Origin of the sequence: Limnohabitans sp. 103DPR2 (assembly GCF_001412575.1) — a bacterium.
Taxonomy (GTDB): domain Bacteria; phylum Pseudomonadota; class Gammaproteobacteria; order Burkholderiales; family Burkholderiaceae_C; genus Limnohabitans_A.
Window position 1 is genome coordinate 1,173,200 of record NZ_CP011834.1, and the last position, 23,317, is coordinate 1,196,516.

A 23,317-nucleotide genomic window follows, 5' to 3' on the forward strand; every position below is an offset into this window, starting at 1 on the left:
TCGTGCAACCCTGTTCATCCATAAAGGAAATTTCATGACAGTACTGAACAAGCGATCGGTTCTTAAAATCGCCGCGATCTCCCTCGTTGCAGCAGCTGCTTTGGTAGCTTGCGGCAAAAAAGAAGAGGCCAAGCCTGCCGCTGCAGCCAAGGCTGAACCCCTGAAAGTGGCGTTTGCCTACGTTGGCCCTGTGGGCGACGGTGGTTGGACATTTGCACACGACAACGCGCGCAAGGCCGTTGAAAAACAATTCGGCGACAAAATCGTCACCAGCTTTGTTGAGAAAGTGCCAGAAAGCGCTGACGCAGAGCGCGTCTTCCGCGACTTGGCCGGTCAAGGCAACAAACTCATTTTCGGTACCACTTTCGGTTACATGGAACCCATGTTGAAAGTCGCCGCAGACAACAAAGAAATCAAGTTTGAACATGCCACCGGCTACAAAACTGCCGACAACATGCGCACCTACGACAGCCGCACCTACGAAGGTGCTTACATGGCTGGCGTGATTGCAGGCAAGATGACCAAGACCAACACCTTGGGCGTTGTGGCCTCTATCCCAATTCCTGAAGTGATTCGCAACATCAACTCCTTCACAATGGGTGCACAGTCAGTCAATCCCAAAGTGAAGACCAAAGTGGTGTGGGTGAACGACTGGTTCAATCCACCAAAAGAAACAGAAGCCGCAACCGCTTTGATCAACGGCGGCGCTGACGTGTTGATGCAAAACACCGATTCACCTGCTGTGTTGCAAACTGCCGAAAAAATGGGCAAGCGTGCTTTTGGTTGGGATTCCGACATGACAGCCTACGGCCCCAAGGCTCACTTGGGTTCTGCGGTCATCAACTGGGCACCTTACTACATCAAGGCCGTGGGTGAAGCCCTTGAAGGCAAATGGGCTACTGGCCAAAGCTGGTGGGGCGTGAAAGAAGGCGCCATCGACATGGTGTCTGTGGCAGCCGACGTGCCTGAAGATGCCAAGAAGAAAGTGGAAGAAATCAAAGCCGGTCTGAAAGACGGCAGCTTCGCCATCTGGAAGGGTCCTATCGTGGGCCAGGACGGCAAAGAAGTGTTGGCCAAAGACGCTGTGGCTGACGACAAGTTCTTGGGCGGTATCAAGTTCTACGTCAAAGGCGTGGAAGGCAAAGTGCCAAACTGATCCAATCAGTCCTCAACAAAAAAGCCGCGTTTCGCAAGAAGCGCGGCTTTTTTCATGGTCTGCAGCCTTCAATTCTGATGAGCTCTTAAGAATGGCTTCAGATGACGTGGTCAACATCACGTCATGACTTCATCACCTACCTTGTATCTACGTCGCAGCTTATGGGCTGTTGTCGTTGCTGTGTTCTGGATCAGTTCAGCAATTGCAGGCGATACCAATCCTGATGCGCTCTTAACGCAGTATCAGCAAGCGGCTGGACAAAAGGCTGACCGCCTGCGTGGGCAACATTTTTTCAATGCCAAGTCGGTCAATGAATTGAGCTGTGCTTCTTGCCACGGCGCGTCGCCCTTGTTGCCTGGTCGACATGCCAGCACAGGCAAACCCATTTTGCCGTTGGCGCCCATGGTCAACGCTGAGCGATTATCTGATTCGGCCAAAGTTGAAAAGTGGTTCCGCAGAAACTGCAAGGACGTGCTGAGCCGAGAATGCACGCCGTTGGAAAAGGCAGATGTTGTGGCTTACCTGAAGGACTTGAAATGACTTTTCACAATTGGACCCAGCGAGTCTGCCTTTGTGCCGCCTTGGTGTTTGGCGGGTTGCCTTTGGCCATGGCTGACAAACCCCTCATGCCCGCCTACGTGTTGCCAGCCTACAAAACTGAATGCGCATCTTGTCACATGGCTTATCCCCCAGCAATGCTGTCTAAACCGTCATGGCAACGCATCATGGGCGGTTTAGACAAGCATTACGGCACCGATGCATCCTTAGACAAAGCAACAGAACGTCAAATTGGCGCTTGGCTGCAAGCGCAAGGCGGTACCTACAAGCGAGTTGAGGCTTCATCACCCGGCGACAGGTTGACCACCACCACATGGTTTGAAAAGAAGCACCGCAAGATCGACAAAGCCGTTTGGACGCGCAAGTCAATCAATGGCAAAGCGCAATGTCAAGCATGCCACCAAGGCGCAGACATGGGCGACTTTGAAGACGACCGTGTCCGCATTCCGCTTTGAATGACCTCCCAATTTCTCAGAACAAGTAATCACCATGACTCATCACGCCTTGAATTCGTTGGCGCCATCTGCCAAGACCTGCACACCCAGTAGGCGCATTGTTGAAATGCCCATGCGTTTGTTTCATACCTTGATGGCACTCTCTTTTTTGGGGGCTTACCTCACGGCTGAAAGCGAGCGTTTCCGATTACTCCACGTGAGCTTGGGCTACACCTTGTTTGGCTTGGTTGTGTTTCGTTTGCTGTGGGGAATGTTCGGTCCCCGTCAATCTAGGCTCAGCGTTGCTTGGCGAAAGCTGGAAGCACTGAAGGAACTCAAAAATGACTTTCAGAATTTGCCAGAGGCCGTGTTGAAGTGGAACGCCCAAACTTTTCGCAAGTGGTCTTCCCTTGTGTTAACGCTTGCCGCTTTCAGTACATTCCTGATTTCTATTTTCATCACGCTTTCGGGTTATGCGATCTACAATGAAATCACTGGCGATTGGATGTCTGAAATCCACGAGTTTTTTGGCAATTTTTTACTAATGGCTGTACTCTTGCACATCGCTTTGGTCATGCTCTTGGTGCTTTGCAAAAAATCACAAGGATTGCGCCCCATGTGGTCGGGCCGCCGCGAAGGCGCGGGTCCCGATGTGGCCCAAGGCAATCATGTGTGGGTGGCCGTCTTGCTTGGCATGGCAGTCGTGTCGTTCTTGTTTTTTCAATTGACCTGAGGCAAATCCACACCATGCGTGTATTGTTGGCAGAAGACGATGAAACACTGGGTTCAGGCCTCAAAACGGGCCTGGGGCAGCACGGCTTTCAGGTGGACTGGGTGCGTGATGGTGTGGCTGCCGAGCGAGAAATGATGACACAGGTGCACGAGGCGGTTATTTTGGACATGGGTATGCCGCGCCAAGATGGCTTGATGTGCCTCCAAAAAGTTCGTCAAAAGAAAATCAAAACACCCGTCCTGATCTTGACGGCGCAAGATGCGGTGTCTTATCGCATTGAAGCGCTGGACGCTGGCGCTGACGATTATTTGATCAAGCCTGTCGACTTGTTAGAGTTGGCTGCAAGATTGCGTGCATTGGTCAGACGTTCCCATGGTGAAATTCAAAGCACCATCAGTGTCAAGGATGTCCAACTCAATTCGACAGCGCGGGTCGTCAGTCTAAAGGGCCAGCCAGTTGATGTGTCCGCTCGAGAGTTTGACCTGTTGTTCACCTTCATGATGCACGCCGGTCATGTCTTAACCCGTGAGCAATTGGAAAAACACCTCTACAGTTGGGGCACCGAAGTTAGCAGCAATACGGTTGAGGTGCACATCTATCATTTGCGGCGCAAGTTGGGCAATGACCTCATTCAAACCATTCGTGGCGTGGGTTACGTCATGCCAAAATAGGTCATGCACTCAACTGACATGCGTCCTTCGCTGCAATCTCGTCTCCTGGCATCTTTGTTGTTGGTCTCGGCTGCTGCATGGTTATTGGTCTTGGGCCTGACTTGGTATGAAACCGATCACGAACTCAATGAATTGCTCGATGCCCATCTGGCTCAAACAGCTTCTTTTCTCGTTGTTCAGTCGGGTGATGGCCACGAAAATGACAGGGACTTCACCACCAGTCCCACCCTGCACAAATACCAGCCTCGTGTGGCCTATCAAGTTTGGCATGAAGGTCAGCTTGTGGCGCGTTCGGAAAAAGCCCCCACAGCTCCTTTTCGACAAGCGGGCGAGAGTGGCCTCATTGATCGCAAGGTCGATGGCGAAGTCTGGCGAATTTTCAGTACGCAGGGGCAAGAAAAAGACGTGTGGATCCATGTTGCCGAGCTTGGCAAATACCGTCAAGATATTTTGTATGCCGGCTTAGAAAGTGCCATCGTGCCCTTGCTCTTGGTCTTTCCCTTAATGGCTTTGTTCATCTGGTGGTCTATTCGCGTTTCGCTAGGCCCCCTTCGGCATTTGGGTCAAGAAATTAGCTTGCGCAAAGCTTCTTCCTTGCAAGCACTTGAAGAAAAAAAGGCGGTCAAAGAGGTCCAACCCTTGGTGCAAGCTTTGAACCAATTGTTCAAGCGGGTTGAGGTTCAAATGGCCAACGAACGTCAGTTCACTTCAGATGCAGCCCATGAATTGCGAACGCCTGTAGCTGCAATTCGCATGCAAGCGCAAGTGGCCATGGGCGCTACAGAAGCAGACGCTCAAAAGCAAGCATTGCAAGCACTCATGGATGGCTGTGACCGTGCGACCCGACTCATTTCACAACTGTTAGAGCTTTCTCGTTTAGATGCTGCAGAACGATATGAGGATTCGCTCAGTCTGCAGGCCGTCGATGCGATTGCACTAACACGCCAGCAATTGGCCGAGTCGGGACACGCTTGGATTGCCAAGCACCAAAGCTTGAATTTTGAAGCGCCAGATAAGTTATTACTGAATGTCAAACCCGAATGGTTGTCGATTGTGGTTCGCAACTTGGTTGACAATGCAAGCCGTTACAGCCCCGAGGGTGCCCAATTACAAGTCACTTGGCAGGACGGCCCCGAACCCATGCTGACGGTGGAAGACAGTGGCCCTGGCATGTCGGCGTCTGATCGCGTGCGGTTGGGTGATCGCTTTTTCAGAGTGCTTGGCACCGAGGCCACAGGCAGTGGCCTAGGCTGGTCGATTGTTCGCAGAATTGCACAATTGAACCGAATCAAAGTTCAATTGGGTACCAGTCCCAATTTTGGCGGATTGCAGGTGGTCATGGTTTGGCCCAAAGATTGCAAAGTTGTCTCTTAAGCTTGGCTTCATCTGGCCTCGTTAAATTTCAGTTCTCAGCAACGCAATTTCATTGCAATCAAAGGGAACAATATGAGCAACGACGCAAACAAGGGTTATCAATTTACAGTTGTCAACGGCGCAGTTACGGCCGTATACGAAATTAAAAACGGCCGCGCAAAATTTGAAAAAATAGACCACGATGAAAGCTGGTCAGTCGATGGCAATAACATCGTTAAAACTGAAACAGAACATGGCCGTATTGAAACTACAATTTTCAGCGACATCGATGGTGATGGTATTTTTGCCAAAATGTCCAAGACTTATGGCACTGCTGCTGTCACTTCTAATACAACAGTCAACTCATCCACTCATTCGACTTCAGGTTCCGACAGCGATGATCTGTGGCGTGGCAGCTCCTACGACGATCACTACGACGGTGGGCAAGGCAATGATCAATTGAGCGGCGGTAATGGCAACGATGATTTGAGGGGTGGTGCGGGTAACGATCGTTTGAATGGCGATCAAGGTGCAGACGTTTTGTATGGCGGAGACGGTGAGGATGTCTTGGTTGGCGGTGCTGGCTCTGACGATTTGTATGGTGGTTTGGGTAACGATACATTCAAGTATTCCAACGTGCTTGAGTCGGGTTTAACCAGTACCACTCGAGATCGTATTCATGATTTTTCGGCCGGCGACAAAATTGATTTGTCTGGCATCGATGCACGCTCTGGCAATTGGAGCAATGACGCATTTACCTATGTGGGCGCTGCGTCCAATGTGACATCTGCCAACGCAAACGGCGCACTCTGGTTTGAAAATGGCATTTTGTACGGTAGCACTGATCGTGACACAGCTGCTGAATTTCAAATTGAGTTGGTCGGCCTGATCCAACTCAGTATGACGGACTTGGTTTTGTAATGAAGCCTGGCTTTGCCAAAACCGCTGCTGTAGCAGCGGTTTTTTTGTTTAAAAACTGTTTTATTTGTTGCCTTGCTTGACAAAATCACCCGCATAAACATTCAAGAACTTGTTGGGCTCAAGGTGTTTGCGAATGGCCGAGTTGACCTCGTCCAAGGTGCTTGATTCGATGCGCGCATCGTTCTTTTCAACAAAGGCCATGGTGCGTTTAGCGGCAGTTTGCGCCACATGACCTGCTGCCAATGAAGCGTCTTGTGCGCGGCCAATTTTGCGTTCCTCTAGCCAAGCTTTTTTAGCATCGACCAGCTCTTCAGCCGTCACACCCTCTTTGGCAAATTGGGTCAATTCTTCTTGAACACTGCTTTTGAGTTTGCCCAAGTTTTGGGGGGCATAGATAGCGTAAAGCACCCACATCGCAGAGCGTTCAAACGCGCTGACACTGAGTTGGCTGGCGGCGCCGTAGCTGATGCCGTCTTTTTGTCGCAGACGGTCCATGAGTCGAGACTTGGTGCCACCGCCCAAAATTCGATTTGCTAATTGCAGGGGGATAAAGTCGGGGTCGGTGTCTTGCAACAACAAGGGCAGGCCTGCAATGAAAAAAGCATTGGCTTTATCGGGTGCTTCAAGTTGGATGGTTTGCGCTTTGACGGGCTTAGGTAAGGCTTTTAAGCGGGTGTAGCTTTTGGCGCTTTTCCAATTGCCAAAGTATTGCTGGAGTTGGGCTTTGACGGCTTCGCTGTCAAAGTCGCCTACCAGCGCAAATTCGCTGTTGTTAGCGCCGTAAAACTGACTGTGAAATTGCTTCACTTGCGCCAGCTTTGCGGCTTTGAGTGCGGCAATGGATTCGTCCAAACTGCGTGTGGCACGGATGTCGCCTTGAGGATAGACCTCCAAGGCCAATGCCATGGCCAGTGAACCTTTGGCATTGGGTTGACTGCGTTGGCTTTCTAAGCTGGCCGTGCTTTCGTCCACCAACAATTCAAACTCTTTGGCGGGAAAGCTGGGTGCACGAAGGATGTCTTTGACCAAACTCAAAACGGCCGGCAAGTTCTTGCGAAGGGTGTCGAACCGAACGCTGACTGTTTGACCGCCACCCGTCACTTCCAATTGTGTTTTGAGTTCATCCAATTTGGCTGCAATCTCTGCGCGTTGCAGTTGTGCCGTACCGCGCGTCAGCATGTGGGCTGTGAGGTTGGCGGTGGTGGCTTGATTGAACAAAGACTTCTCGTCACCAAAACGCAAAGTGAAATAGCCGCTGACTGTTTCGCCTCGGGTTTTCTTGGGTGTGAGGATGAGTTTCATGCCGTTGGCAAGTGCCAAGCGCTGTGTGCGTTTTTCAATGTTGGCGGGGGCAACATCAAACACTTCACCTTCACTGGCGGCTGTTTTGCCTTTGTAGTCAGCGACCAGTTTGGCCACGTCTACTGTCTCGGGAACTTTGACGCGATCAGGGGCGTTGGTGGGAATGAATTGGCCTAAGGTGCGATTGCTGGCTTTGAAATAATTGAGCGCCGCGGCTTGAAGCTGGGGCACTGTCAAGTTTTCTATGCGGTCTCGTTGCAAAAAGAACAAGCGCCAATCGCCATTGGCAATGGACTCGGAGAGTTGCACAGCCAACATTTGGGGATCATTGATGGTTTTGTCGATGGCACTCAGCAGGCTGGCCTTGGCGCGTTTCAATTCCGCTTCGGTGATCGGCTTTTGGGCAATGCCCTCGAGTTCACTGAGCAATGCTTTTCGGGCATTGTTCAAACTTTGCGTTTTGCTGAGCTCTGCCATCAAAACCACGTAGCCACGTTCGGCCAAATCAAAGTTCATGGCGTTGACGCTGACTGCCAGTTTTTTCTCAACCAGAGATTTGTGCAGTCGACCATTGGGCGTGTCGGCCAGCACCTCAAAGAGTGCCGCGAGCGCCGCTGAATCGATGTGACTTCCGGGTGCGGTGTGATAAAGCACGGCAGAAAGTTGGGTGTCGCCCGTACGCCGAACCGTGACTTCGCGCTCGCCATCTTGAACGGGGTCTTGGGTGTAGGTGGGCTCTAAGATGCGCGTGGGTTTGGGGATGGCGCCGAATTCTTTTTGAATGAGTGCCAAGGTGGCGTCAGGGTCAAATTTGCCGGCGACCAACAACACGGCATTGTCGGGCTGGTAGTACTTGCGGTAAAAGTTTTGCAGGTTTTCAATCTTGACGTTTTCAACGTCAGAGCGCGCGCCAATGGTGGCTTTGCCGTAGTTGTGCCAATCGAAGGCAGTGGCCGCCATGCTTCGCCAGAGCGACATGAAGGGGCTGTTCTCGCCGCTTTCCATTTCGTTGCGGACCACAGAAAACTCGGAGTCCAAGTCTTTGCGGGCAATGAAGCAGTTGACCATGCGGTCGGCTTCCATTTCGATGGCCCATTTCAAATTGTCTGGGTTGGCAGAAAACGTTTGGTAGTAATTGGTGCGGTCGAAATAAGTGCTGCCATTGAAATCCATGCCGCGCTTGGCGAGCTCTTGCAACAGATTGCCAAACTTGGGCGTGCCTTTGAACACCATGTGTTCAAGCAAATGGGCCATGCCCGTCTCGCCATAGTTTTCGTGACGGCTGCCCACCAAGTAGGTGACATTGACGGTGGTGGTGGGCTTGGAAGCATCGGGGGCCAACAACACGCGCAAGCCGTTGGGCAGTCGGTATTCGGTAATGCCTTCAACCTGAGCTGTTGCTTTCAGTGCGCTGATGGGAGTGACGGCGGTGCTAGAGGTGCTGGCGGGCGTTTGCGCCCATGTGGCAGCGGGTGAAACAAGGCAAGCGGCGAGGAAGGCGCTAGGAATCAAACGAACATGCATGTCGAACCCACACTTTGCAAAACAAAATTGAACTTTATACACCTGCATTAGAATACAGCCTGCATTTGCAAGGGTTTGCAAGTGTTTTTGATGTTTCAATGTCTGCGCTTCGGCGGCCATTGATGTTGTTCAACCGAAGCCATGTAGAGGACTACCATGTACAAAAACCTCGCTGCCGTGATCGCGGCCGCCTGCTTTTTATCCCCCTTTTTCCCTTTAACTGCCACTGCGGCACAGCCTGCACAGGCCTCAGCCTCGTCTGGCAACAAGCCTGTCAAAGCAGCCTTTGTTTACGTGACACCTGTCTTTGAGGCCGGTTGGACTCACCAACATGACGAAGGCCGCAAGGCGGTTGAACAGTCATTGGGCAACTCAGTCAAAACCACCGTGGTCGAAAACGTCGCCGAAGGCGCGGACTCGGAGCGTGTGGTGCGCGACTTGGCACAGCAAGGCCATGACATCATTTTCACCACCAGCTTTGGCTACATGGAACCAACGCTGAAAGTGGCGAAAGAATTTCCCAATGTGAAGTTTGAATCAATCACGGGATACAAAACTGACGTGAATGTGGCCGTGGCCAACGCTCGTTACTACGAGGGTCGTTATCTAGCGGGTGTGGCGGCCGGTCGCCTGACCAAGTCCAATGTGGCGGGTTATGTGGCAGGTTTCCCCATTCCTGAAGTGCTGCAAGGTTTGAATGCCTTCACTTTGGGCATGCGCTCTGTGAACCCCCAAGCGCAAGTCAAAGTGGTTTGGCTGAATGCCTGGTTTGATCCTGCCAAAGAGCGAGATGCGGCCATGACCTTGTTCAATCAGTCGGTCGACGTGATCACATTTCACACCGCTACCAACGCAGTGATGGTGGCCGCGCAAGAACGCGGCAAGATGGCGATTGCCTACCACTCCGACATGCGCAAAGTGGCGCCCGATGCGCAACTGATGGCTGTGATGCATGAGTGGGGCAACTACTACACGCAGCGTGTGCAAGATGTCCAGAGTGGGCAATGGCGCACGGGCAATGCGAGTGGTGGCTTGAAGGAGGGCATGATTCGCGTCGGCGATTTTGGCCCCAAGATGTCCAACTCAGTGCGCAATGAAATTCAGCAAATTCAAAAAGACATCGTGATGGGGAAGCGTCAGATTTTCCAAGGACCCATCAAGGACAACGAAGGCAAGCCCGTGGTGGCCGCAGGTCAAGCTTTGACACCAGTGCAAATTCTGAACATGAATTATTTGGTTGAAGGCGTGGTGGGCAAGGTCACGCCGTAAGGGACACTTAACTGTCCAATTGAATGTTGCGAGCTTTGGCCAGTTGCGTCCAACGGGCCAAGTCGGCCTTCATGTAGGCTGCAAACTCGGCTGGCTTCATGGGCATCAATTCAACGGCCTCTGAACTTAATTTCTCTTTGAAGTCTGGTTGTGACAGCACATTCAACATGGCATCGTTGAGTACTTTAACTATGGGCGCTGGCATGTTGGCAGGGCCTACCACGCCATACCATTGCTGGGCATCAAAGCCTTTGAGACCCGCCTCTTCCAGCGTGGGAATGTCTTTGACTTGAGGGTGACGCTTGGTGCCTGTGACGGCAAGTGCACGGATGCGGCCACTGCGAATATGCGGCAAGGCTGCTGCCAAACCTGGGAACATCATTTGTGTTTGGCCACCAAAGAGGTCGGTGATGGCCGGTGCAATGCCGCGATAAGGAATGTGCACCATGAAGCTGTTGGTTTGCAGTTTGAACAACTCAGCCGTCAAGTGCGTCAAAGAGCCCGCGCCTGCAGAACCATAAGAAAGGCGACCGGGGTTTTGTTTGACGTATTCTAAAAAAGCCTTGATGTTTTGCGGTGGCAAATTGGTATTGACACACAGGACATTGGGCGTAGAGCCGATCATGCCAATGGGCGTGAAATCTTTTTCTGCGTCGTAGGGCAGTTTACGGGTGGCGGGGGAGGTGCCATGAGTTGCCACGTAGCCTTGCATCAAAGTGTAGCCGTCGGCGGCAGAGCGAGCTGTGTTTTGCGAGGCAATGACGCCGCCGCCGCCGCCGATGTTGTCCACCACCACAGACTGCCCCAAAACTTTGGCCCAACGCTCGCAAAGAGCGCGTCCCACCATGTCAGAGCCACCGCCAGCGGCCACGGGCACGATGTAGCGAATGGGCTTGTTGGGGTAGGCCGTTTGCGCTTCGCTTGCGGCGGGCAAGCCCAGCAAAAATGGACTGGCTTGGAGGAGGGTGCGTCTTTTCATGGGGTGCTCTCGGTGGTGAGATATTGCTCAATGTGAACTCCAAAGTTTATCCCACCCCCTGTATCCCTTCTCGATTTCAGGGCACACAGGGTCTGAAATCTGCTCACGTTTCAACGGGTCTACACTGCACGGCCATAGCACTTTACAATGCGAACTTGCATTCAAAGACTGTTGGAAAGACTGAGCGATGAGCATCAAAAGCGACAAATGGATTCGCCGCATGGCTGAAGAGCACGGCATGATCGAGCCTTTCGAGCCGGGCCAAGTGAGAAAAAACGCCGCTGGCGAAAAAATCGTGAGCTATGGCACCAGCAGTTATGGCTATGACATTCGATGCGCGCCCGAGTTCAAGGTTTTCACCAACATCTACAGCACGGTGGTCGACCCCAAAAACTTTGACGAAAAAAGCTTTGTCGACATCCATTCCGATGTTTGCGTCATTCCGCCCAACAGTTTTGCTTTGGCTCGCACAATGGAGTACTTTCGTATTCCTCGCAACGTGCTGACCATCTGTTTGGGCAAAAGCACTTATGCGCGTTGCGGCATCATCGTCAATGTCACCCCTTTTGAGCCCGAGTGGGAAGGCTATGTGACCCTTGAATTCAGCAACACCACCCCCCTGCCAGCCAAGATCTACGCGGGAGAGGGCTGTGCCCAGGTTTTGTTCTTTGAAAGCGACGAGGTTTGCGAGACCAGCTACAAAGATCGGGGCGGAAAATACCAAGGTCAAGTGGGCGTCACCCTGCCCAAGACTTAAAGTGCGACAATAGCGGGTTAATGACCGCATCTTTTTCAAATCTATCGCTGGCTGAACCGCTGGCACGTGCCGTAGCCGAAATGGGCTACGAATCCATGACCCCCATTCAAGCTCAGGCCATTCCTGTGGTTTTGACTGGGAAAGACGTGATGGGCGCTGCGCAAACAGGTACCGGTAAAACCGCTGCTTTTTCGCTGCCGCTGCTTCAGCGTTTGCTCAAGCACGAAAACACATCCACCTCGCCCGCACGTCACCCTGTGCGCGCCTTGGTACTCTTGCCCACGCGCGAATTGGCCGATCAGGTGGCGCAACAAATTAAGATGTACGCCAAGTACACACAGATGCGCAGCGCTGTGGTGTTCGGCGGCATGGACATGAAGCCCCAAACCCTCGAGCTTAAAAAAGGCGTTGAGATTTTGGTGGCCACACCAGGCCGATTGCTCGATCACATCGAAGCCAAAAACGCGGTGCTCAATCAAGTTGAATATGTGGTGCTCGATGAAGCCGACCGTATGCTCGACATTGGCTTCTTGCCAGACCTGCAACGCATCTTGAGTTTCTTGCCCAAGCAGCGCACCACGCTGTTGTTCTCGGCCACGTTCTCGCCCGAAATCAAGCGCTTGGCCGGCAGCTACCTGCAGGACCCCATCACCATTGAGGTCGCCCGTCCCAACGAAACAGCATCGACCGTCGAGCAGCGTTTTTACGCAGCCCAAGACGATGACAAACGTCGTGTCGTTAAAGCAGTTTTGAATCAGCGCGGCATCAAGCAAGCCTTCATTTTTGTGAACAGCAAATTGGGTTGTGGTCGCTTGGCGCGATCACTCGAACGTGAGGGTCTCAAAACCGCTGCATTGCACGGTGACAAATCACAGGACGAGCGATTGAAAGCCCTCGAGGCTTTCAAAAAAGGCGAAGTTGATTTATTGGTCTGTACCGATGTGGCTGCGCGTGGTTTGGACATCAAAGATGTGCCCGCTGTGTTCAACTTTGATGTGCCGTTCAATGCAGAAGATTACGTCCACCGCATTGGCCGTACGGGCCGTGCAGGTGCATCCGGTTTGGCCGTCACCTTGGTGTCGCCGTCCGACATGCGTTTGGTGGCCGACATCGAGAAGCTGATCAAGAACAAGTTGGAAGTTGAAACCTACCCCTTGGAAAATGAGGGTTCTCGCAACCACTTCGGTGAAGGCCGCCGTGATGAGCGCCGACCCGAAGGTCGTGGCGAGCGCCGAGATGAGCGCCGAGAAGATCGCCGCCCAGAACGCGGGTTCGAGCGTCGTCGTGAAGAAGAGGGCGATCGCCGTAGCAGCTTCCGTCCCGCTCAGGTTTCCAGAGACCCGTTCTTTGAAAAGCCCTATGAGGCGCAAGAGCCTGCTTTGGCGCAAAGTGGCCCTGCCTCTTGGGAAGCCACACCCAAATCAGTGGCAGCACGCCCCGGCTTGTCTGCCAACATCAAACCCAAGCGCAAAGTTGCTGCTTTGTTCAAGTCTGGCGAGTAATCTCGTCATCTAATCGCGCCATTCACCCCACAAGCCTTGGGTGAGGTTTTCCCGAAATAAATCCTTTACATTCCCCTGTCAAAATGGGGGGATGAATTTCAAACAACCTGCCGTCCTGGCCCTCGTTTCTTTAACGTCTTCTTGGGGCTGGGCGCAGCAAACGCCCCCACCCAACACGCCTGTCCAAGACATGGGCCGCGTTGAGATCAAAAGCAACCGCGACAACGATACCGAAGAGCGCCGTCAATCGACTGCGGCCAAGATTGTGATTGGGCGCGAGGAGCTCGACAAGCAAGGCGATGGCACGTTGGGCGAGGTACTCAAACGCTTACCGGGTGTCACCATTCAAGGTGCACCTGGACGCGGCGGCGCCATTCGCATGCGGGGTTTGGGCGGTGGCTATACCCAAATTTTGATGGATGGTCAGCGGGTTCCGCCCGGCTTTTCAATTGACTCGCTCACGCCCGAGATGATTGAAAAAGTTGAAATCCTTCGCGCACCGACCGCCGAAACCGGTGCACGCGCCATTGCGGGCACCATCAACATCGTTTTGCGTGAAGGTCTGCGTGCCAATCCGGATGATTTGAAAGTGGGTGCGGGTTTTGAAAATGGACATCGCTCAGAAGGTTTGAACTGGGTTCACAACATCAAATCAGAAGCCTTGAATGGTACTTTCACGGTATCGGCCCTCAACAATTGGCGCCCGGAACAGAGCACCACCCTGACCGACACCGATGTCGATGCTTTGGGCAGAATGCCTGCATGGTCTTCTCACCGGGAGCGCAACGCAGAAAGCTTAGGCCAACGACAAAGTCTGAATGCCAATGCGCGTTTGATGTGGCGTGGCGAGCAGGGCAAAACGTTGGTGCTGATGCCTTTCATGGTTTATTCGGAGTTCAACAGTTTGGGCCGTGTCGATTTGTTGGAAAACAAAACGATCGGCGGAATGGTTCAGCCTGTTGCATATGACAGTGCCAACACCTCCAACAACAATCGATTTGTGATGACCCGCTTAAACGGTCAATGGAATCAGCGCTTTTCTGCAGACACGCGTTTTGAATTCAAATTTGGTTTAGGTGAGTCGCATTACAAATCGCAATTCAATCAATTTGAGTTGGGTTCTACGGGCTTGCTGAACACGATGCAAGAGACGCAAAGTTTCAAAGATTTGTCGCAGTCTTGGAATGGCAAACTCACACAAGTTTTGAGCAATGGTCATCAACTTGTGAGTGGTGTTGAGTTGGAAGGTGTGCGTCGAAGTGAAGATGCTGTGGCTGAAGTTGCCGACGATGCAGGCAACATGCGCGCACGAACCCAGCGATGGGCGCTCTATACGCAAGACGAGTGGTCAATCAACTCTAATTGGAGCGCACATGCAGGTCTGCGCTACGAAAGCATCTTGACTGAAGGTGTGAATGAAGAAGGGGAGAAGCGCAACAAGAGTGGCGTGCTGACGCCCTTGTTGCATGCGGTTTGGAAGCCTGTGCCCGAAAGTCGCGATCAGGTTCGAATGAGTCTCACGCGCAGTTACAAAACGCCCACCTTGTTCAATTTGGTGGCGCGCACGGCTTTGTCTCGCGAGACCAACAGCCCCACACGACCAGACCGCATTGGCAATCCTGGCCTAAAGCCCGAGCTGGCAACCGGCATTGATGTGGCCGTTGAGCGCTATTTGGCAGATGGTGGTGTCTTGAGTGCCAATGTGTTCAGACGCAACATCAGTGACCTGATTCGATATGTCACCAGCGAGCGCTACGACACGGTTTGGGCGCCCGGACAGAGGCGCTTTGTGTCGAGTCCGCAAAACGTGGGAGATGCCATCACACAGGGCATCGAGTTAGAAGCCAAGTTTCGCTTGGACCAAGTGTGGACCGCTGTGCCCCCTGTGGACATTCGAAGCAATTTGAGTTTCTTTAACTCCCGTGTGTTGGATGTTTTAGGCCCCAACAACCGTTTGGACCAGCAACCTAAGATGACCGCCAATTTGGGCAGTGACTACCGCATTCGAGCCTTCCCTCTGACCGTGGGCGGCAACATCAACATCAACCCTGACTACACCACCCGTCGCACGCAAGAGCAATGGGTTTATCAAGGCTCTAAACGTGTGGTTGATGTGTATGGCCTCTGGAAATTCAATCCAGCCACAGCCCTGCGTGTCACGATCAGCAACTTGACGCCTCGCGATTATTTGACGGGCACCACCTACATCGGCAGTGGCTTCTCTGAGACAGCCAATACCAACACGCGCAATTGGCAGAATGTTCAAGTGCGCATGGAAATGAAAATTTAAACCAGGAATCTCATGAGTACCCCAACAGCCGCTTGGTATGACAGCATGTACAACAACCGTGCGCTGGTGCCCGACCATGCGGCACACTTTGCGAATTGGGCTCAGACCTCAGCCGATGCGCGTGCCTCCCTCCAACGCACTTTGGACATTGCGTATGGCGATGGTCCCAATGAAACGCTCGACATCTTTCCAGCCAAGCAAGCTAACGCGCCTGTGGTGGTGTTCATTCACGGTGGCTATTGGCGCAGCCTCGACAAAGCCGATCACTCGTTTGTCGCGCCGCCATTGCACGCCATGGGCGCCTGTGTCGTGGTGGTGAACTATGCGCTGTGCCCAGGCACGCCAGAGGCACCGGTCACCATTCCCGACATTGCGCAACAAATGGTCAAAGCTTTGGCTTGGACTTGGCACAACATTGCCAAACACGGTGGCAATCCACATCACGTTGTGGTGGCAGGCCATTCTGCTGGCGGACATTTAGCAGCCATGGTGCTTGCTTGCAATTGGAAGCAGGTGGACAAAAGCATCCCTGAGCATTGGATTCAAAAAGCATTGTCTATTTCAGGTTTGTACGACCTGACGCCACTTCGCAAAACACCCTTTTTGCAAGATTCTTTGAAGCTCACCACCAAACATGCTCGAATGGCCAGTCCAGCCTTGTGGCCACGACCCAAGGAAGGCGTGTTGTATACCGTAGCAGGCGGTGACGAGAGTGCTGAGTTTTTGCGACACAACCGTTTGATCCATCAAACCTGGGGTCCCAAAACTGTGCCGGTATGTGAGGACTTGGCCGGCTTGAATCACTTCAGCATCGTGACGGACCTCACAAAAAAAGGCACTCGACTGAGTGCCTTGATGAAGCAGCTGCTTCAGGCCTGAGTGTTCAAACACAGGGCCTGAAGACAACAGGCTTTATTCGGGTTCGATTTTGGCGTCACGAACCACTTTGCCCCAACGTGGCGCTTCGGCTTTGATCAAAGCTGCGAATTGCTCGGGGGTACCGCCGCCCATTTCATTGCCTTGGCTCAAGATCTTCTCTTTCACTTCGGGGTCTTGCAGGGCTTTGTTCAATGTGGCGTTGAGCAACTTGACCAAATCGGCAGGCATGCCTTTGGGGCCAACCAAACCTTGCCAGTTTTGCACTTCCACTTCTGCGTAACCCTGCTCCGCCATGGTGGGCAGATCGGGTAACAGGGGAGAGCGGTTTTTGCTGGTAATGGCCAATGCGCGCAGACGGCCGCCTTTGATGGCGGGCATGGCAGAGTACATCTGCTCAAACATCATGTTGACCTGGCCGCCCATCAAATCGGTGGCGCCGGCGGAACCGCTCTTGTAGGGCGCATGAATCATGTCGATGCCAGCGGCGTGTTCGAGCAAGGCACCGCTGAGGTGGTGAGAGCCACCAATGCCACCTGAGGCGTAGCTGAGCTTGCCTGGATTGGCTTTGGCTGCAGCAACGATGTCTTTGACAGATTTGTAGGGTGAGTCGTTGCGCACCATCAAAATCAGGGGGCCTTTTTCGATCAAGCCAATTGGCACGATGTCATTGAAAGGGTCGAAGTTGAGTTTTTTGAACAACGCATGATTCACCGCCAAGGGGGCAAAGTTGCCCATGCCAATGGTGTAGCCATCAGGCTTGCCACGTGCGATGGCCTCTGTACCAATGTTGCCACCCGCACCGGCTTTGTTGTCGATGATGATGGTTTGATTCAAGATGGCGCCCATGGCTTTGGCCACTTGACGTGATCGAGAGTCGGCATTGCCGCCTGCTGCATAAGGACAAATCCATGTGATGGGTTTGCTGGGGTATTTATCTTGGGCCTGGGCCAAGCTTGGAAGCAAAGCAGCACTGCCAGCCGCTTGCAGGAGTTCACGACGTTTCATGAATGACACCTATGGTTGTAAAGAAGATAAGAATCTGGATTGTGCCTTGATTGCGCTGAGATTCAACTAGGTGTTCTCCTCAATGAAATAAGGGGCCTAAGCCCCTTTTGCAATGTGGGATTGGACATCCCCAGGCTTGCACTTACATCAGCAGGTGTTCGCCTGCGTTGTCGCCGCCCAAAATCACGTAGTTCACTTTGCGAATGTCCATGAGCTTGGTGCCGCCTGAATAGCTGATGGAGCTTTGGGTGTCTTGTTCCATCTCGATCAGGGTGTTGGCCAGTTTGCCCTTGATGGGCTCCAAAATGCGCTTGCCTTCCACGTGCTTGTACTCGCCCTTGTTGAAGTCGGAAGCCGAGCCGTAGTACTCTTTGTACAGCTTGCCGTCCACTTCCACGGTGGCGCCAGGCGACTCTTCGTGGCCTGCCAACATGGAGCCGATCATGATCATGGTGGCGCCAAAGCGAATGCTCTTGGCAATGTCGCCGTGCTCACGAATGCCGCCGTCAGCAATGATGGGCTTGGTGGCCACGCGAGCACACCATTTGAGGGCTGACAGCTGCCAACCGCCTGTACCAAAACCTGTTTTGAGTTTGGTGATGCAAACCTTGCCAGGGCCAATGCCCACTTTGGTGGCATCTGCACCCCAGTTTTCCAAATCAATGATGGCTTCGGGCGTGCCCACGTTGCCAGCAATGATGAAAGACTTGGGCAGCTTTTCTTTCAGGGTGTGAATCATCTTTTGCACGCTGTCGGCATGGCCGTGTGCAATGTCGATGGTGATGTACTCGGGCGTGAGACCTTCGGCCACCAATTGATTCACGGTGTCGTAGTCGGGTGCTTTCACGCCTAAAGAAATGGAGGCGAAAAGACCCTTGGCATGCATGTCGCGAACAAATTTGACATTGTCCAAGTCGAAGCGGTGCATGACATAAAAGTAACCGTTTTGCGCCATCCATGCGCAAATCTCTTCGTTCACCACCGTCTTCATGTTGGCCGGTACCACCGGCAGACGGAATTTGCGGCCACCCAGCTCTACGCCTGCGTCGCACTCAGAACGGCTTTCCACGCGGCATTTGCGAGGAAGCAACAAGATATTGTCGTAATCAAAAATTTCCATTTAACCAAGCTCCAAAAGGATCGTTGAAAGAACGAGTGAGCGCTTGGCTTGGCCGGTTTGGTCTGTCCCTTTTTTGAACAAAAAAAACCGGGCGCAAGAATCTTGGGCCCGGTGTCTGATTCTACTCGTTTTGTTTTGCTTTTTGCCAACAAGGCTTCAAGAGTTTCTACAATTGGGGGATGTATGACCAAACGCCCCTGTTGAACAACCTGAACCCCGAGCAATTGCGGGCTGTCACCCTGCCTTCGGAGTCGGCCCTCATTCTGGCGGGGGCCGGTTCAGGCAAAACCCGGGTATTGACCACTCGAATCGCTTGGTTATTGCAGACCTCGCAGGTGGGCTCGGGCGGCATTTTGGCCGTGACCTTTACCAACAAGGCCGCCAAAGAGATGATGCTCCGCTTGCAAGCCATGCTGCCCGTCAACGTTCGGGGCATGTGGATTGGCACATTCCACGGCCTGTGCAATCGGTTTTTGCGGGCCCATTACAAAATGGCCAACTTGCCGCAAACCTTCCAAATTTTGGACACGCAAGACCAGTTGTCGGCCATCAAACGTTTGTGCAAACAGCATGGCGTCGACGATGAACGTTTTCCGCCCAAGCAATTGCAGTGGTTCATTGCAGGCTGCAAAGAGGATGGACTGCGCCCCAAAGATGTGGATGTACGAGACGATGAAACCCGCCGCAAAGTCGAGATCTACCAACTCTACGAAGACCAGTGCCAGCGAGAAGGCGTGGTGGATTTTGGCGAATTGATGCTGCGGTCGTACGAGCTCCTGCGCGACAACGAAGCTATACGCATGCATTATCGTGCGCGCTTCAAACACGTGTTGATTGATGAGTTTCAAGACACTAACAAGTTGCAATACGCCTGGATCAAAATGATTGCAGGCTTGCCCGCAGAGCATGGCAGCGCGGTGCTGGCAGTGGGTGACGATGACCAAAGCATTTACGCTTTCCGCGGTGCGCGTGTGGGCAACATGGCCGACTTTGTGCGTGAATTTGGTGTGCAGCATCAAATCAAGCTGGAACAAAACTATCGCAGCTACAGCAATATTTTGGATTCAGCCAATGCGCTCATTGGCAACAACAAAAATCGCTTGGGCAAAAACTTGCGCACCGATCAAGGCGCCGGCGAGCCAGTGCGGGTGTACGAGTCCACCAGCGACTTTGCAGAAGCGCAGTGGTTGGTCGATGAGATCAGACAACTGGTCAAAGGCGATGGCTTTACGCGCAAAGAAGTGGCGGTTTTGTATCGCAGCAATGCCCAAAGCCGCGTGATGGAAACGGCCTTGTTCAATGCGGGTGTGCCCTACAAAGTTTATGGCGGTCTGCGCTTCTTTGAACGTGCCGAAATCAAACATGCTTTGGCCTACTTGCGCATTTTGGAGAACCCCAACGACGACACCAGTTTCTTGCGCATCGTGAATTTTCCGCCGCGCGGCATTGGCGCGCGCAGTGTGGAGCAATTGCAAGATGCGGCCAAAGGCTTGGGCTGCTCCCTGCACGACGCGGTCAGTACCACTGCAGGCAAAGCTGGTGCCAAGTTGGCCAGTTTTGTGGCCATGATCGATGTGATGCGGGAGCAAACGCCTGGCATGACATTGCGAGAGATCATTGAATTGGTGTTGGACAAAACGGGCTTGATTGAGCATTACAAGACAGAAAAAGAAGGTGCCGACCGCGTAGAAAACTTGGAAGAGTTGGTCAATGCGGCAGAGAGTTTTGTGACACAAGAAGGCTTTGGCCGCGATGCCGAAGCCACGGCCCAAGACATGGCGCCCAACGCGGAAGATGGCGAAGTGATGTCACCCTTGGCGGCCTTCTTAACGCATGCAGCCCTGGAAGCCGGTGACAACCAAGCGCAAGCGGGCGAAGATGCCATCCAACTCATGACTGTTCATGCCAGCAAGGGCCTGGAATTTGATGCGGTGTTCATCAGCGGTTTGGAAGAGGGCTTGTTCCCTCATGAAAATTCGATGAACGATTACGACGGTTTGGAGGAAGAGCGAAGGCTGATGTACGTGGCCATTACACGTGCCCGCAAACGCTTGTACCTCAGCCATTCGCAAACGCGCATGCTGCATGGCCAAACGCGTTACAACCTGAAAAGCCGCTTTTTAGACGAACTGCCAGAAGACTGCTTGAAGTGGATCACGCCCAAGAATCCAGGCTTTGCAACGGGTTTGGGAGGGGGCTGGGCTTCGCCTGCCCAGGCCTTCCAGGCTAAACCTGCTTGGGGCCACAGCAGTTTGGGCTCGGCCGAGACTTACAAAAGCCCGCCCGTGCCTGTGCAAAAATCAGAGCCTTCGCATGGCATCAAAGCGAACATGAAAGTGTTTCACACCAAGTTTGGTGAAGGCAAGGTGTTGGCCGTGGAGGGCGCTGGCGCTGATGCGCGGGCCCAAGTGAATTTCCCACGTCATGGGGTCAAGTGGTTGGCCTTGTCGGTGGCCAAGTTGACGCCCGTTGAATGAATTGAATTTTAGGAAGAAGACAACATGAAAATTGAAAAAGACACCGTCGTGACCTTGAAATACAAAGTGTCCGATGCACAAGGTAAATTGTTAGAAGCCGCCGAAGAGCCTATGGCCTATTTGCATGGCGGCTACGAAAACACCTTGCCCAAAATTGAAGAAGCTTTGGATGGCCAAGAAAAGGGTTACCAAACCACCTTGGTTTTGTCGGCGGCCGATTCATTTGGTGAGCGCGACGAAAGCCTGCTGCAAACCATGCCCAAAAAAGATTTTCCACCTGGCGTGAAAGTGGGCGGTCAATTGCGCGGGCGCACGCCTGATGGCCGTGAAGCCATTTTCAATGTCGTCAAAATCAAAGGCGATACGGTCATGCTCGATGGCAATCACCCATGGGCTGGCCAAACTCTGCGATTCCAATTGAACGTGATTGACGTGCGCGCGGCCATTCAAGAAGAGATTGAACACCGTCACGTCCATGGTGCGCATGGACACCACCATTGATTGAATGCTTCGCATTAAAAAAGCCTGCTGTTGCAGGCTTTTTTTAGGCTTGTGTTTCGCTGCCGGGGGATGGCAGATCAAAGCAATCTTTGACACTGAAGTAGACCGATGTGAAAAACATGGCGGCCATGAGCAAAGCGCCAGGCATTAAGACAGCGCCCGATAGATCGTTGCCCCCTAAGGCACTGCTCACCATCAAGATGACGGTTGCACCTGCCACGAAAACCACAATCCATGCCAACAGGTAAACGGCAAATGCACCCAAGTTGCGCCAGCAGGCAACAGCACTGAAGAACATGCTTTTAACCGGCGGAACGCCGTGCCAATGCACCAGGGCAGGGGCGTGCCAAAACATCATGGACAAAGGGATGTAGAGCACGGTGGCCAACCACATGGCCATTTGAAAATCAGAAGCATTGACAACTTCGGGTGTGATGGGTGAATTGGCCAAATAGACCTTGGCAAAACCACCGCCATCGACCATGGCCGAAATGAGCATGACCGCTAAAAAACTTGCTGCATAAAGCAGCCCCAAAATGAGCATGGCCTTGAGTCGTTGTTGACCTGCGCGAAAGGCAATCATGAGCACCATGGGCATGGGGAATTTGCCAGAAGCCGCTTGCTCGGTGGCCACCATCAGACCCAATGTGGCAGCTGGCAGGATGACCAAGGCCAGGGCAGCGCCAATGACCGGGATCATGGACAGCACAGAGACCCAAGCCATGAACAAAAAGAACAAGCCCGTGAAGGCCAAGGGCTGACGCCAAAAAGTGCGAATGCCTTGTTGAACCCAAGCCAAGCCTTGTTTGGCTGGAACGATGTGAAGCTTCATGCCCAGAGCTTAAGCGGTGATGCCAAACGGGCACGCAATACCCGTTCGAAATGGGTGGGATCATGCGGTTTGAGCATGGCGGCATCGCGGGGCAAATGGAAATCCCAGAGGCGAGAAATCCAGAAACGCAGAGCACCCGCGCGGAGCATGGCGGGAAGCAACTGTCGCTCTGCGGCCCGCAAAGGGCGCACCGCTTGGTAGGCATTCAACATGGCTTGTGCGCGCTCGGCATGATGCTCACCGGTGGGCAAGTCGATGCACCAATCGTTCAGGCAAACCGACAAATCAAACAGCCAAGTGTCTACGCCCGCAAAATAGAAATCAAAAAAGCCGGTGAGCTTCTCGCCGTCAAACATCACGTTGTCGCGAAACAGATCGGCGTGCACAGGGCCTTTGGGCAAAGCTTGGTAGGCTGCGCTCTGGGCGATGTGATTTTGGTAGGCCAGCTCGCTTTGCAACAAGCCAGCTTGAGCCTTGTCCAAATACGGCAAGACCACTGGCACCGTTTCATTCCACCAAGTCAAACCTCGCAGGTTGGGTTGGCTGCGGTTGTAATCTTCGCCTGCCAAGTGCATGCGGGCCAGCATGTCGCCGACGGCAGCGCAATGAATGGCTTCGGGCGCCAACTGACTTTTGCCTTCCAAGCGATTGACCACTGCGGCGGGTTTGTCGCAAACGGTATGCAAAATGTCGCCATCGCTGTTGGCTGCAGGATTGGGCACAGGGATGCCTTTTTCGGCCAGGTGTTTCATCAGAAACAAATAGAAGGGCAGCTGCTCGTGGTTCAGGCGCTCGAAAAGCGTGAGCACGTAGTCACCGAGGTCGGTGGTGGCGAAGTAATTGGTGTTTTCAATGCCACCCTCAATGCCTCTTAACTCGGTCAGTGTGCCAAGTCCCAGTTGGGACATGAGCTCGGCGGCTTGTTCTTCAGTAACGGGCGTAAAAACAGCCATGGCTTATGGGTGGGTCAAAAGGGTGAAACAGGGGCCCGAAGGCATTGCGAAACGCATGCTCAGATTGTAGGGGCTGTTGACCCCAAATTTGACCCCAAAGG

At 53.0% G+C, this 23,317-nt stretch carries 20 protein-coding genes; 14 read left to right on the forward strand and 6 right to left on the reverse strand.

The window, feature by feature from the left end; translation table 11 throughout:
* Window positions 1–34: 34 nt before the first annotated feature.
* The 7 genes from L103DPR2_RS05815 to L103DPR2_RS14520 all read left to right on the forward strand — a co-directional run bounded on the left by L103DPR2_RS05815 (window position 35) and on the right by L103DPR2_RS14520 (window position 5,826).
* On the forward strand, window positions 35–1,156 hold the full coding sequence (locus tag L103DPR2_RS05815; RefSeq protein WP_055360163.1) for a BMP family ABC transporter substrate-binding protein: 1,122 nt from the start codon (window positions 35–37) through the stop codon (window positions 1,154–1,156).
* 123 nt (window positions 1,157–1,279) lie between these two features.
* Window positions 1,280–1,696 carry a DUF1924 domain-containing protein gene (locus L103DPR2_RS05820; RefSeq protein ID WP_055360164.1) on the forward strand — a complete coding sequence of 139 codons (417 nt, stop codon included), beginning with the start codon at window positions 1,280–1,282 and terminating at the stop codon, window positions 1,694–1,696.
* On the forward strand, window positions 1,693–2,169 hold the full coding sequence (locus tag L103DPR2_RS05825; protein WP_055360165.1) for a diheme cytochrome c: 477 nt from the start codon (window positions 1,693–1,695) through the stop codon (window positions 2,167–2,169). Before L103DPR2_RS05820 ends, L103DPR2_RS05825 begins: the two co-directional genes overlap by 4 nt.
* Before the next feature lie 34 nt (window positions 2,170–2,203).
* Window positions 2,204–2,881 carry a cytochrome b/b6 domain-containing protein gene (locus L103DPR2_RS05830; RefSeq protein ID WP_055360166.1) on the forward strand — a complete coding sequence of 226 codons (678 nt, stop codon included), beginning with the start codon at window positions 2,204–2,206 and terminating at the stop codon, window positions 2,879–2,881.
* Between the two features lie 14 nt (window positions 2,882–2,895).
* Window positions 2,896–3,552, forward strand: a complete 657-nt coding sequence (locus L103DPR2_RS05835; RefSeq protein ID WP_055360167.1) for a response regulator — start codon at window positions 2,896–2,898, stop codon at window positions 3,550–3,552.
* Between the two features lie 18 nt (window positions 3,553–3,570).
* Window positions 3,571–4,926, forward strand: coding sequence for an ATP-binding protein (locus L103DPR2_RS05840; protein WP_197274911.1), 1,356 nt, complete (start codon window positions 3,571–3,573; stop codon window positions 4,924–4,926).
* Between the two features lie 72 nt (window positions 4,927–4,998).
* A complete protein-coding gene (locus L103DPR2_RS14520; RefSeq protein ID WP_055360169.1) occupies window positions 4,999–5,826 on the forward strand; it encodes a calcium-binding protein in 828 nt (275 codons plus the stop codon).
* A gap of 60 nt (window positions 5,827–5,886) precedes the next feature.
* On the opposite strand, the gene L103DPR2_RS05850 is transcribed toward L103DPR2_RS14520, so the two are convergent.
* Window positions 5,887–8,652: a M16 family metallopeptidase gene (locus tag L103DPR2_RS05850; protein ID WP_055361887.1), complete on the reverse strand. Its 2,766-nt coding sequence runs from the start codon at window positions 8,650–8,652 to the stop codon at window positions 5,887–5,889.
* A 156-nt stretch (window positions 8,653–8,808) separates the two neighbouring features.
* Here L103DPR2_RS05850 and L103DPR2_RS05855 point away from each other — a divergent pair, with 156 nt between their 5' ends.
* Complete coding sequence (locus L103DPR2_RS05855) at window positions 8,809–9,921, forward strand: BMP family ABC transporter substrate-binding protein (protein ID WP_055360170.1); 1,113 nt, start codon at window positions 8,809–8,811, stop codon at window positions 9,919–9,921.
* A gap of 7 nt (window positions 9,922–9,928) precedes the next feature.
* Here L103DPR2_RS05855 and L103DPR2_RS05860 read toward each other — a convergent pair whose 3' ends face one another.
* Entirely contained in the window at window positions 9,929–10,900 is a 972-nt protein-coding gene (locus tag L103DPR2_RS05860) for a Bug family tripartite tricarboxylate transporter substrate binding protein (protein ID WP_055360171.1), read from the reverse strand.
* Between the two features lie 187 nt (window positions 10,901–11,087).
* Between L103DPR2_RS05860 and dcd the strand changes: the two genes are divergently transcribed.
* The 4 genes from dcd to L103DPR2_RS05880 all read left to right on the forward strand — a co-directional run bounded on the left by dcd (window position 11,088) and on the right by L103DPR2_RS05880 (window position 16,328).
* Complete coding sequence (gene dcd / locus L103DPR2_RS05865) at window positions 11,088–11,657, forward strand: dCTP deaminase (protein WP_055360172.1); 570 nt, start codon at window positions 11,088–11,090, stop codon at window positions 11,655–11,657.
* Between the two features lie 20 nt (window positions 11,658–11,677).
* On the forward strand, window positions 11,678–13,159 hold the full coding sequence (locus L103DPR2_RS05870) for a DEAD/DEAH box helicase (protein WP_055360173.1): 1,482 nt from the start codon (window positions 11,678–11,680) through the stop codon (window positions 13,157–13,159).
* Window positions 13,160–13,250: 91 nt separating this feature from the next.
* Window positions 13,251–15,449: a TonB-dependent receptor plug domain-containing protein gene (locus L103DPR2_RS05875; RefSeq protein WP_055360174.1), complete on the forward strand. Its 2,199-nt coding sequence runs from the start codon at window positions 13,251–13,253 to the stop codon at window positions 15,447–15,449.
* Window positions 15,450–15,461: 12 nt separating this feature from the next.
* Complete coding sequence (locus L103DPR2_RS05880; protein ID WP_055360175.1) at window positions 15,462–16,328, forward strand: alpha/beta hydrolase; 867 nt, start codon at window positions 15,462–15,464, stop codon at window positions 16,326–16,328.
* Window positions 16,329–16,361: 33 nt separating this feature from the next.
* Here the strand turns inward: L103DPR2_RS05880 and L103DPR2_RS05885 are convergent, their stop codons facing one another.
* Complete coding sequence (locus tag L103DPR2_RS05885) at window positions 16,362–17,333, reverse strand: Bug family tripartite tricarboxylate transporter substrate binding protein (RefSeq protein WP_055360176.1); 972 nt, start codon at window positions 17,331–17,333, stop codon at window positions 16,362–16,364.
* 142 nt (window positions 17,334–17,475) lie between these two features.
* Window positions 17,476–18,453 carry a GMP reductase gene (locus tag L103DPR2_RS05890; RefSeq protein ID WP_055360177.1) on the reverse strand — a complete coding sequence of 326 codons (978 nt, stop codon included), beginning with the start codon at window positions 18,451–18,453 and terminating at the stop codon, window positions 17,476–17,478.
* A gap of 179 nt (window positions 18,454–18,632) precedes the next feature.
* Between L103DPR2_RS05890 and L103DPR2_RS05895 the strand changes: the two genes are divergently transcribed.
* Both L103DPR2_RS05895 and L103DPR2_RS05900 read left to right on the forward strand, forming a co-directional pair.
* Complete coding sequence (locus L103DPR2_RS05895; RefSeq protein WP_055360178.1) at window positions 18,633–20,930, forward strand: UvrD-helicase domain-containing protein; 2,298 nt, start codon at window positions 18,633–18,635, stop codon at window positions 20,928–20,930.
* Window positions 20,931–20,954: 24 nt separating this feature from the next.
* Window positions 20,955–21,431 (forward strand): FKBP-type peptidyl-prolyl cis-trans isomerase, encoded by a 477-nt coding sequence (locus L103DPR2_RS05900; protein WP_055360179.1) that lies wholly within the window; start codon window positions 20,955–20,957, stop codon window positions 21,429–21,431.
* 43 nt (window positions 21,432–21,474) lie between these two features.
* Here the strand turns inward: L103DPR2_RS05900 and L103DPR2_RS05905 are convergent, their stop codons facing one another.
* On the reverse strand, window positions 21,475–22,263 hold the full coding sequence (locus L103DPR2_RS05905; protein WP_055360180.1) for a BPSS1780 family membrane protein: 789 nt from the start codon (window positions 22,261–22,263) through the stop codon (window positions 21,475–21,477).
* Window positions 22,260–23,216: a homoserine kinase gene (locus L103DPR2_RS05910; protein ID WP_055360181.1), complete on the reverse strand. Its 957-nt coding sequence runs from the start codon at window positions 23,214–23,216 to the stop codon at window positions 22,260–22,262. The genes L103DPR2_RS05905 and L103DPR2_RS05910 overlap by 4 nt, the downstream gene beginning before the upstream one ends.
* Window positions 23,217–23,317: the final 101 nt, after the last annotated feature.

Excerpts from the sequence above, each read along its gene's own strand:
- L103DPR2_RS05815 (WP_055360163.1), top strand. The coding sequence starts at position 35 with ATGACAGTACTGAACAAGCGATCGGTTCTTAAAATCGCCGCGATCTCC.
- L103DPR2_RS05820 (WP_055360164.1), top strand. The coding sequence starts at position 1,280 with ATGACTTCATCACCTACCTTGTATCTACGTCGCAGCTTATGGGCTGTT.
- L103DPR2_RS05825 (WP_055360165.1), top strand. The coding sequence starts at position 1,693 with ATGACTTTTCACAATTGGACCCAGCGAGTCTGCCTTTGTGCCGCCTTG.
- L103DPR2_RS05830 (WP_055360166.1), top strand. The coding sequence starts at position 2,204 with ATGACTCATCACGCCTTGAATTCGTTGGCGCCATCTGCCAAGACCTGC.
- L103DPR2_RS05835 (WP_055360167.1), top strand. The coding sequence starts at position 2,896 with ATGCGTGTATTGTTGGCAGAAGACGATGAAACACTGGGTTCAGGCCTC.
- L103DPR2_RS05840 (WP_197274911.1), top strand. The coding sequence starts at position 3,571 with ATGCGTCCTTCGCTGCAATCTCGTCTCCTGGCATCTTTGTTGTTGGTC.
- L103DPR2_RS14520 (WP_055360169.1), top strand. The coding sequence starts at position 4,999 with ATGAGCAACGACGCAAACAAGGGTTATCAATTTACAGTTGTCAACGGC.
- L103DPR2_RS05850 (WP_055361887.1), bottom strand. The coding sequence starts at position 8,652 with ATGCATGTTCGTTTGATTCCTAGCGCCTTCCTCGCCGCTTGCCTTGTT.
- L103DPR2_RS05855 (WP_055360170.1), top strand. The coding sequence starts at position 8,809 with ATGTACAAAAACCTCGCTGCCGTGATCGCGGCCGCCTGCTTTTTATCC.
- L103DPR2_RS05860 (WP_055360171.1), bottom strand. The coding sequence starts at position 10,900 with ATGAAAAGACGCACCCTCCTCCAAGCCAGTCCATTTTTGCTGGGCTTG.
- dcd (WP_055360172.1), top strand. The coding sequence starts at position 11,088 with ATGAGCATCAAAAGCGACAAATGGATTCGCCGCATGGCTGAAGAGCAC.
- L103DPR2_RS05870 (WP_055360173.1), top strand. The coding sequence starts at position 11,678 with ATGACCGCATCTTTTTCAAATCTATCGCTGGCTGAACCGCTGGCACGT.
- L103DPR2_RS05875 (WP_055360174.1), top strand. The coding sequence starts at position 13,251 with ATGAATTTCAAACAACCTGCCGTCCTGGCCCTCGTTTCTTTAACGTCT.
- L103DPR2_RS05880 (WP_055360175.1), top strand. The coding sequence starts at position 15,462 with ATGAGTACCCCAACAGCCGCTTGGTATGACAGCATGTACAACAACCGT.
- L103DPR2_RS05885 (WP_055360176.1), bottom strand. The coding sequence starts at position 17,333 with ATGAAACGTCGTGAACTCCTGCAAGCGGCTGGCAGTGCTGCTTTGCTT.
- L103DPR2_RS05890 (WP_055360177.1), bottom strand. The coding sequence starts at position 18,453 with ATGGAAATTTTTGATTACGACAATATCTTGTTGCTTCCTCGCAAATGC.
- L103DPR2_RS05895 (WP_055360178.1), top strand. The coding sequence starts at position 18,633 with ATGTATGACCAAACGCCCCTGTTGAACAACCTGAACCCCGAGCAATTG.
- L103DPR2_RS05900 (WP_055360179.1), top strand. The coding sequence starts at position 20,955 with ATGAAAATTGAAAAAGACACCGTCGTGACCTTGAAATACAAAGTGTCC.
- L103DPR2_RS05905 (WP_055360180.1), bottom strand. The coding sequence starts at position 22,263 with ATGAAGCTTCACATCGTTCCAGCCAAACAAGGCTTGGCTTGGGTTCAA.
- L103DPR2_RS05910 (WP_055360181.1), bottom strand. The coding sequence starts at position 23,216 with ATGGCTGTTTTTACGCCCGTTACTGAAGAACAAGCCGCCGAGCTCATG.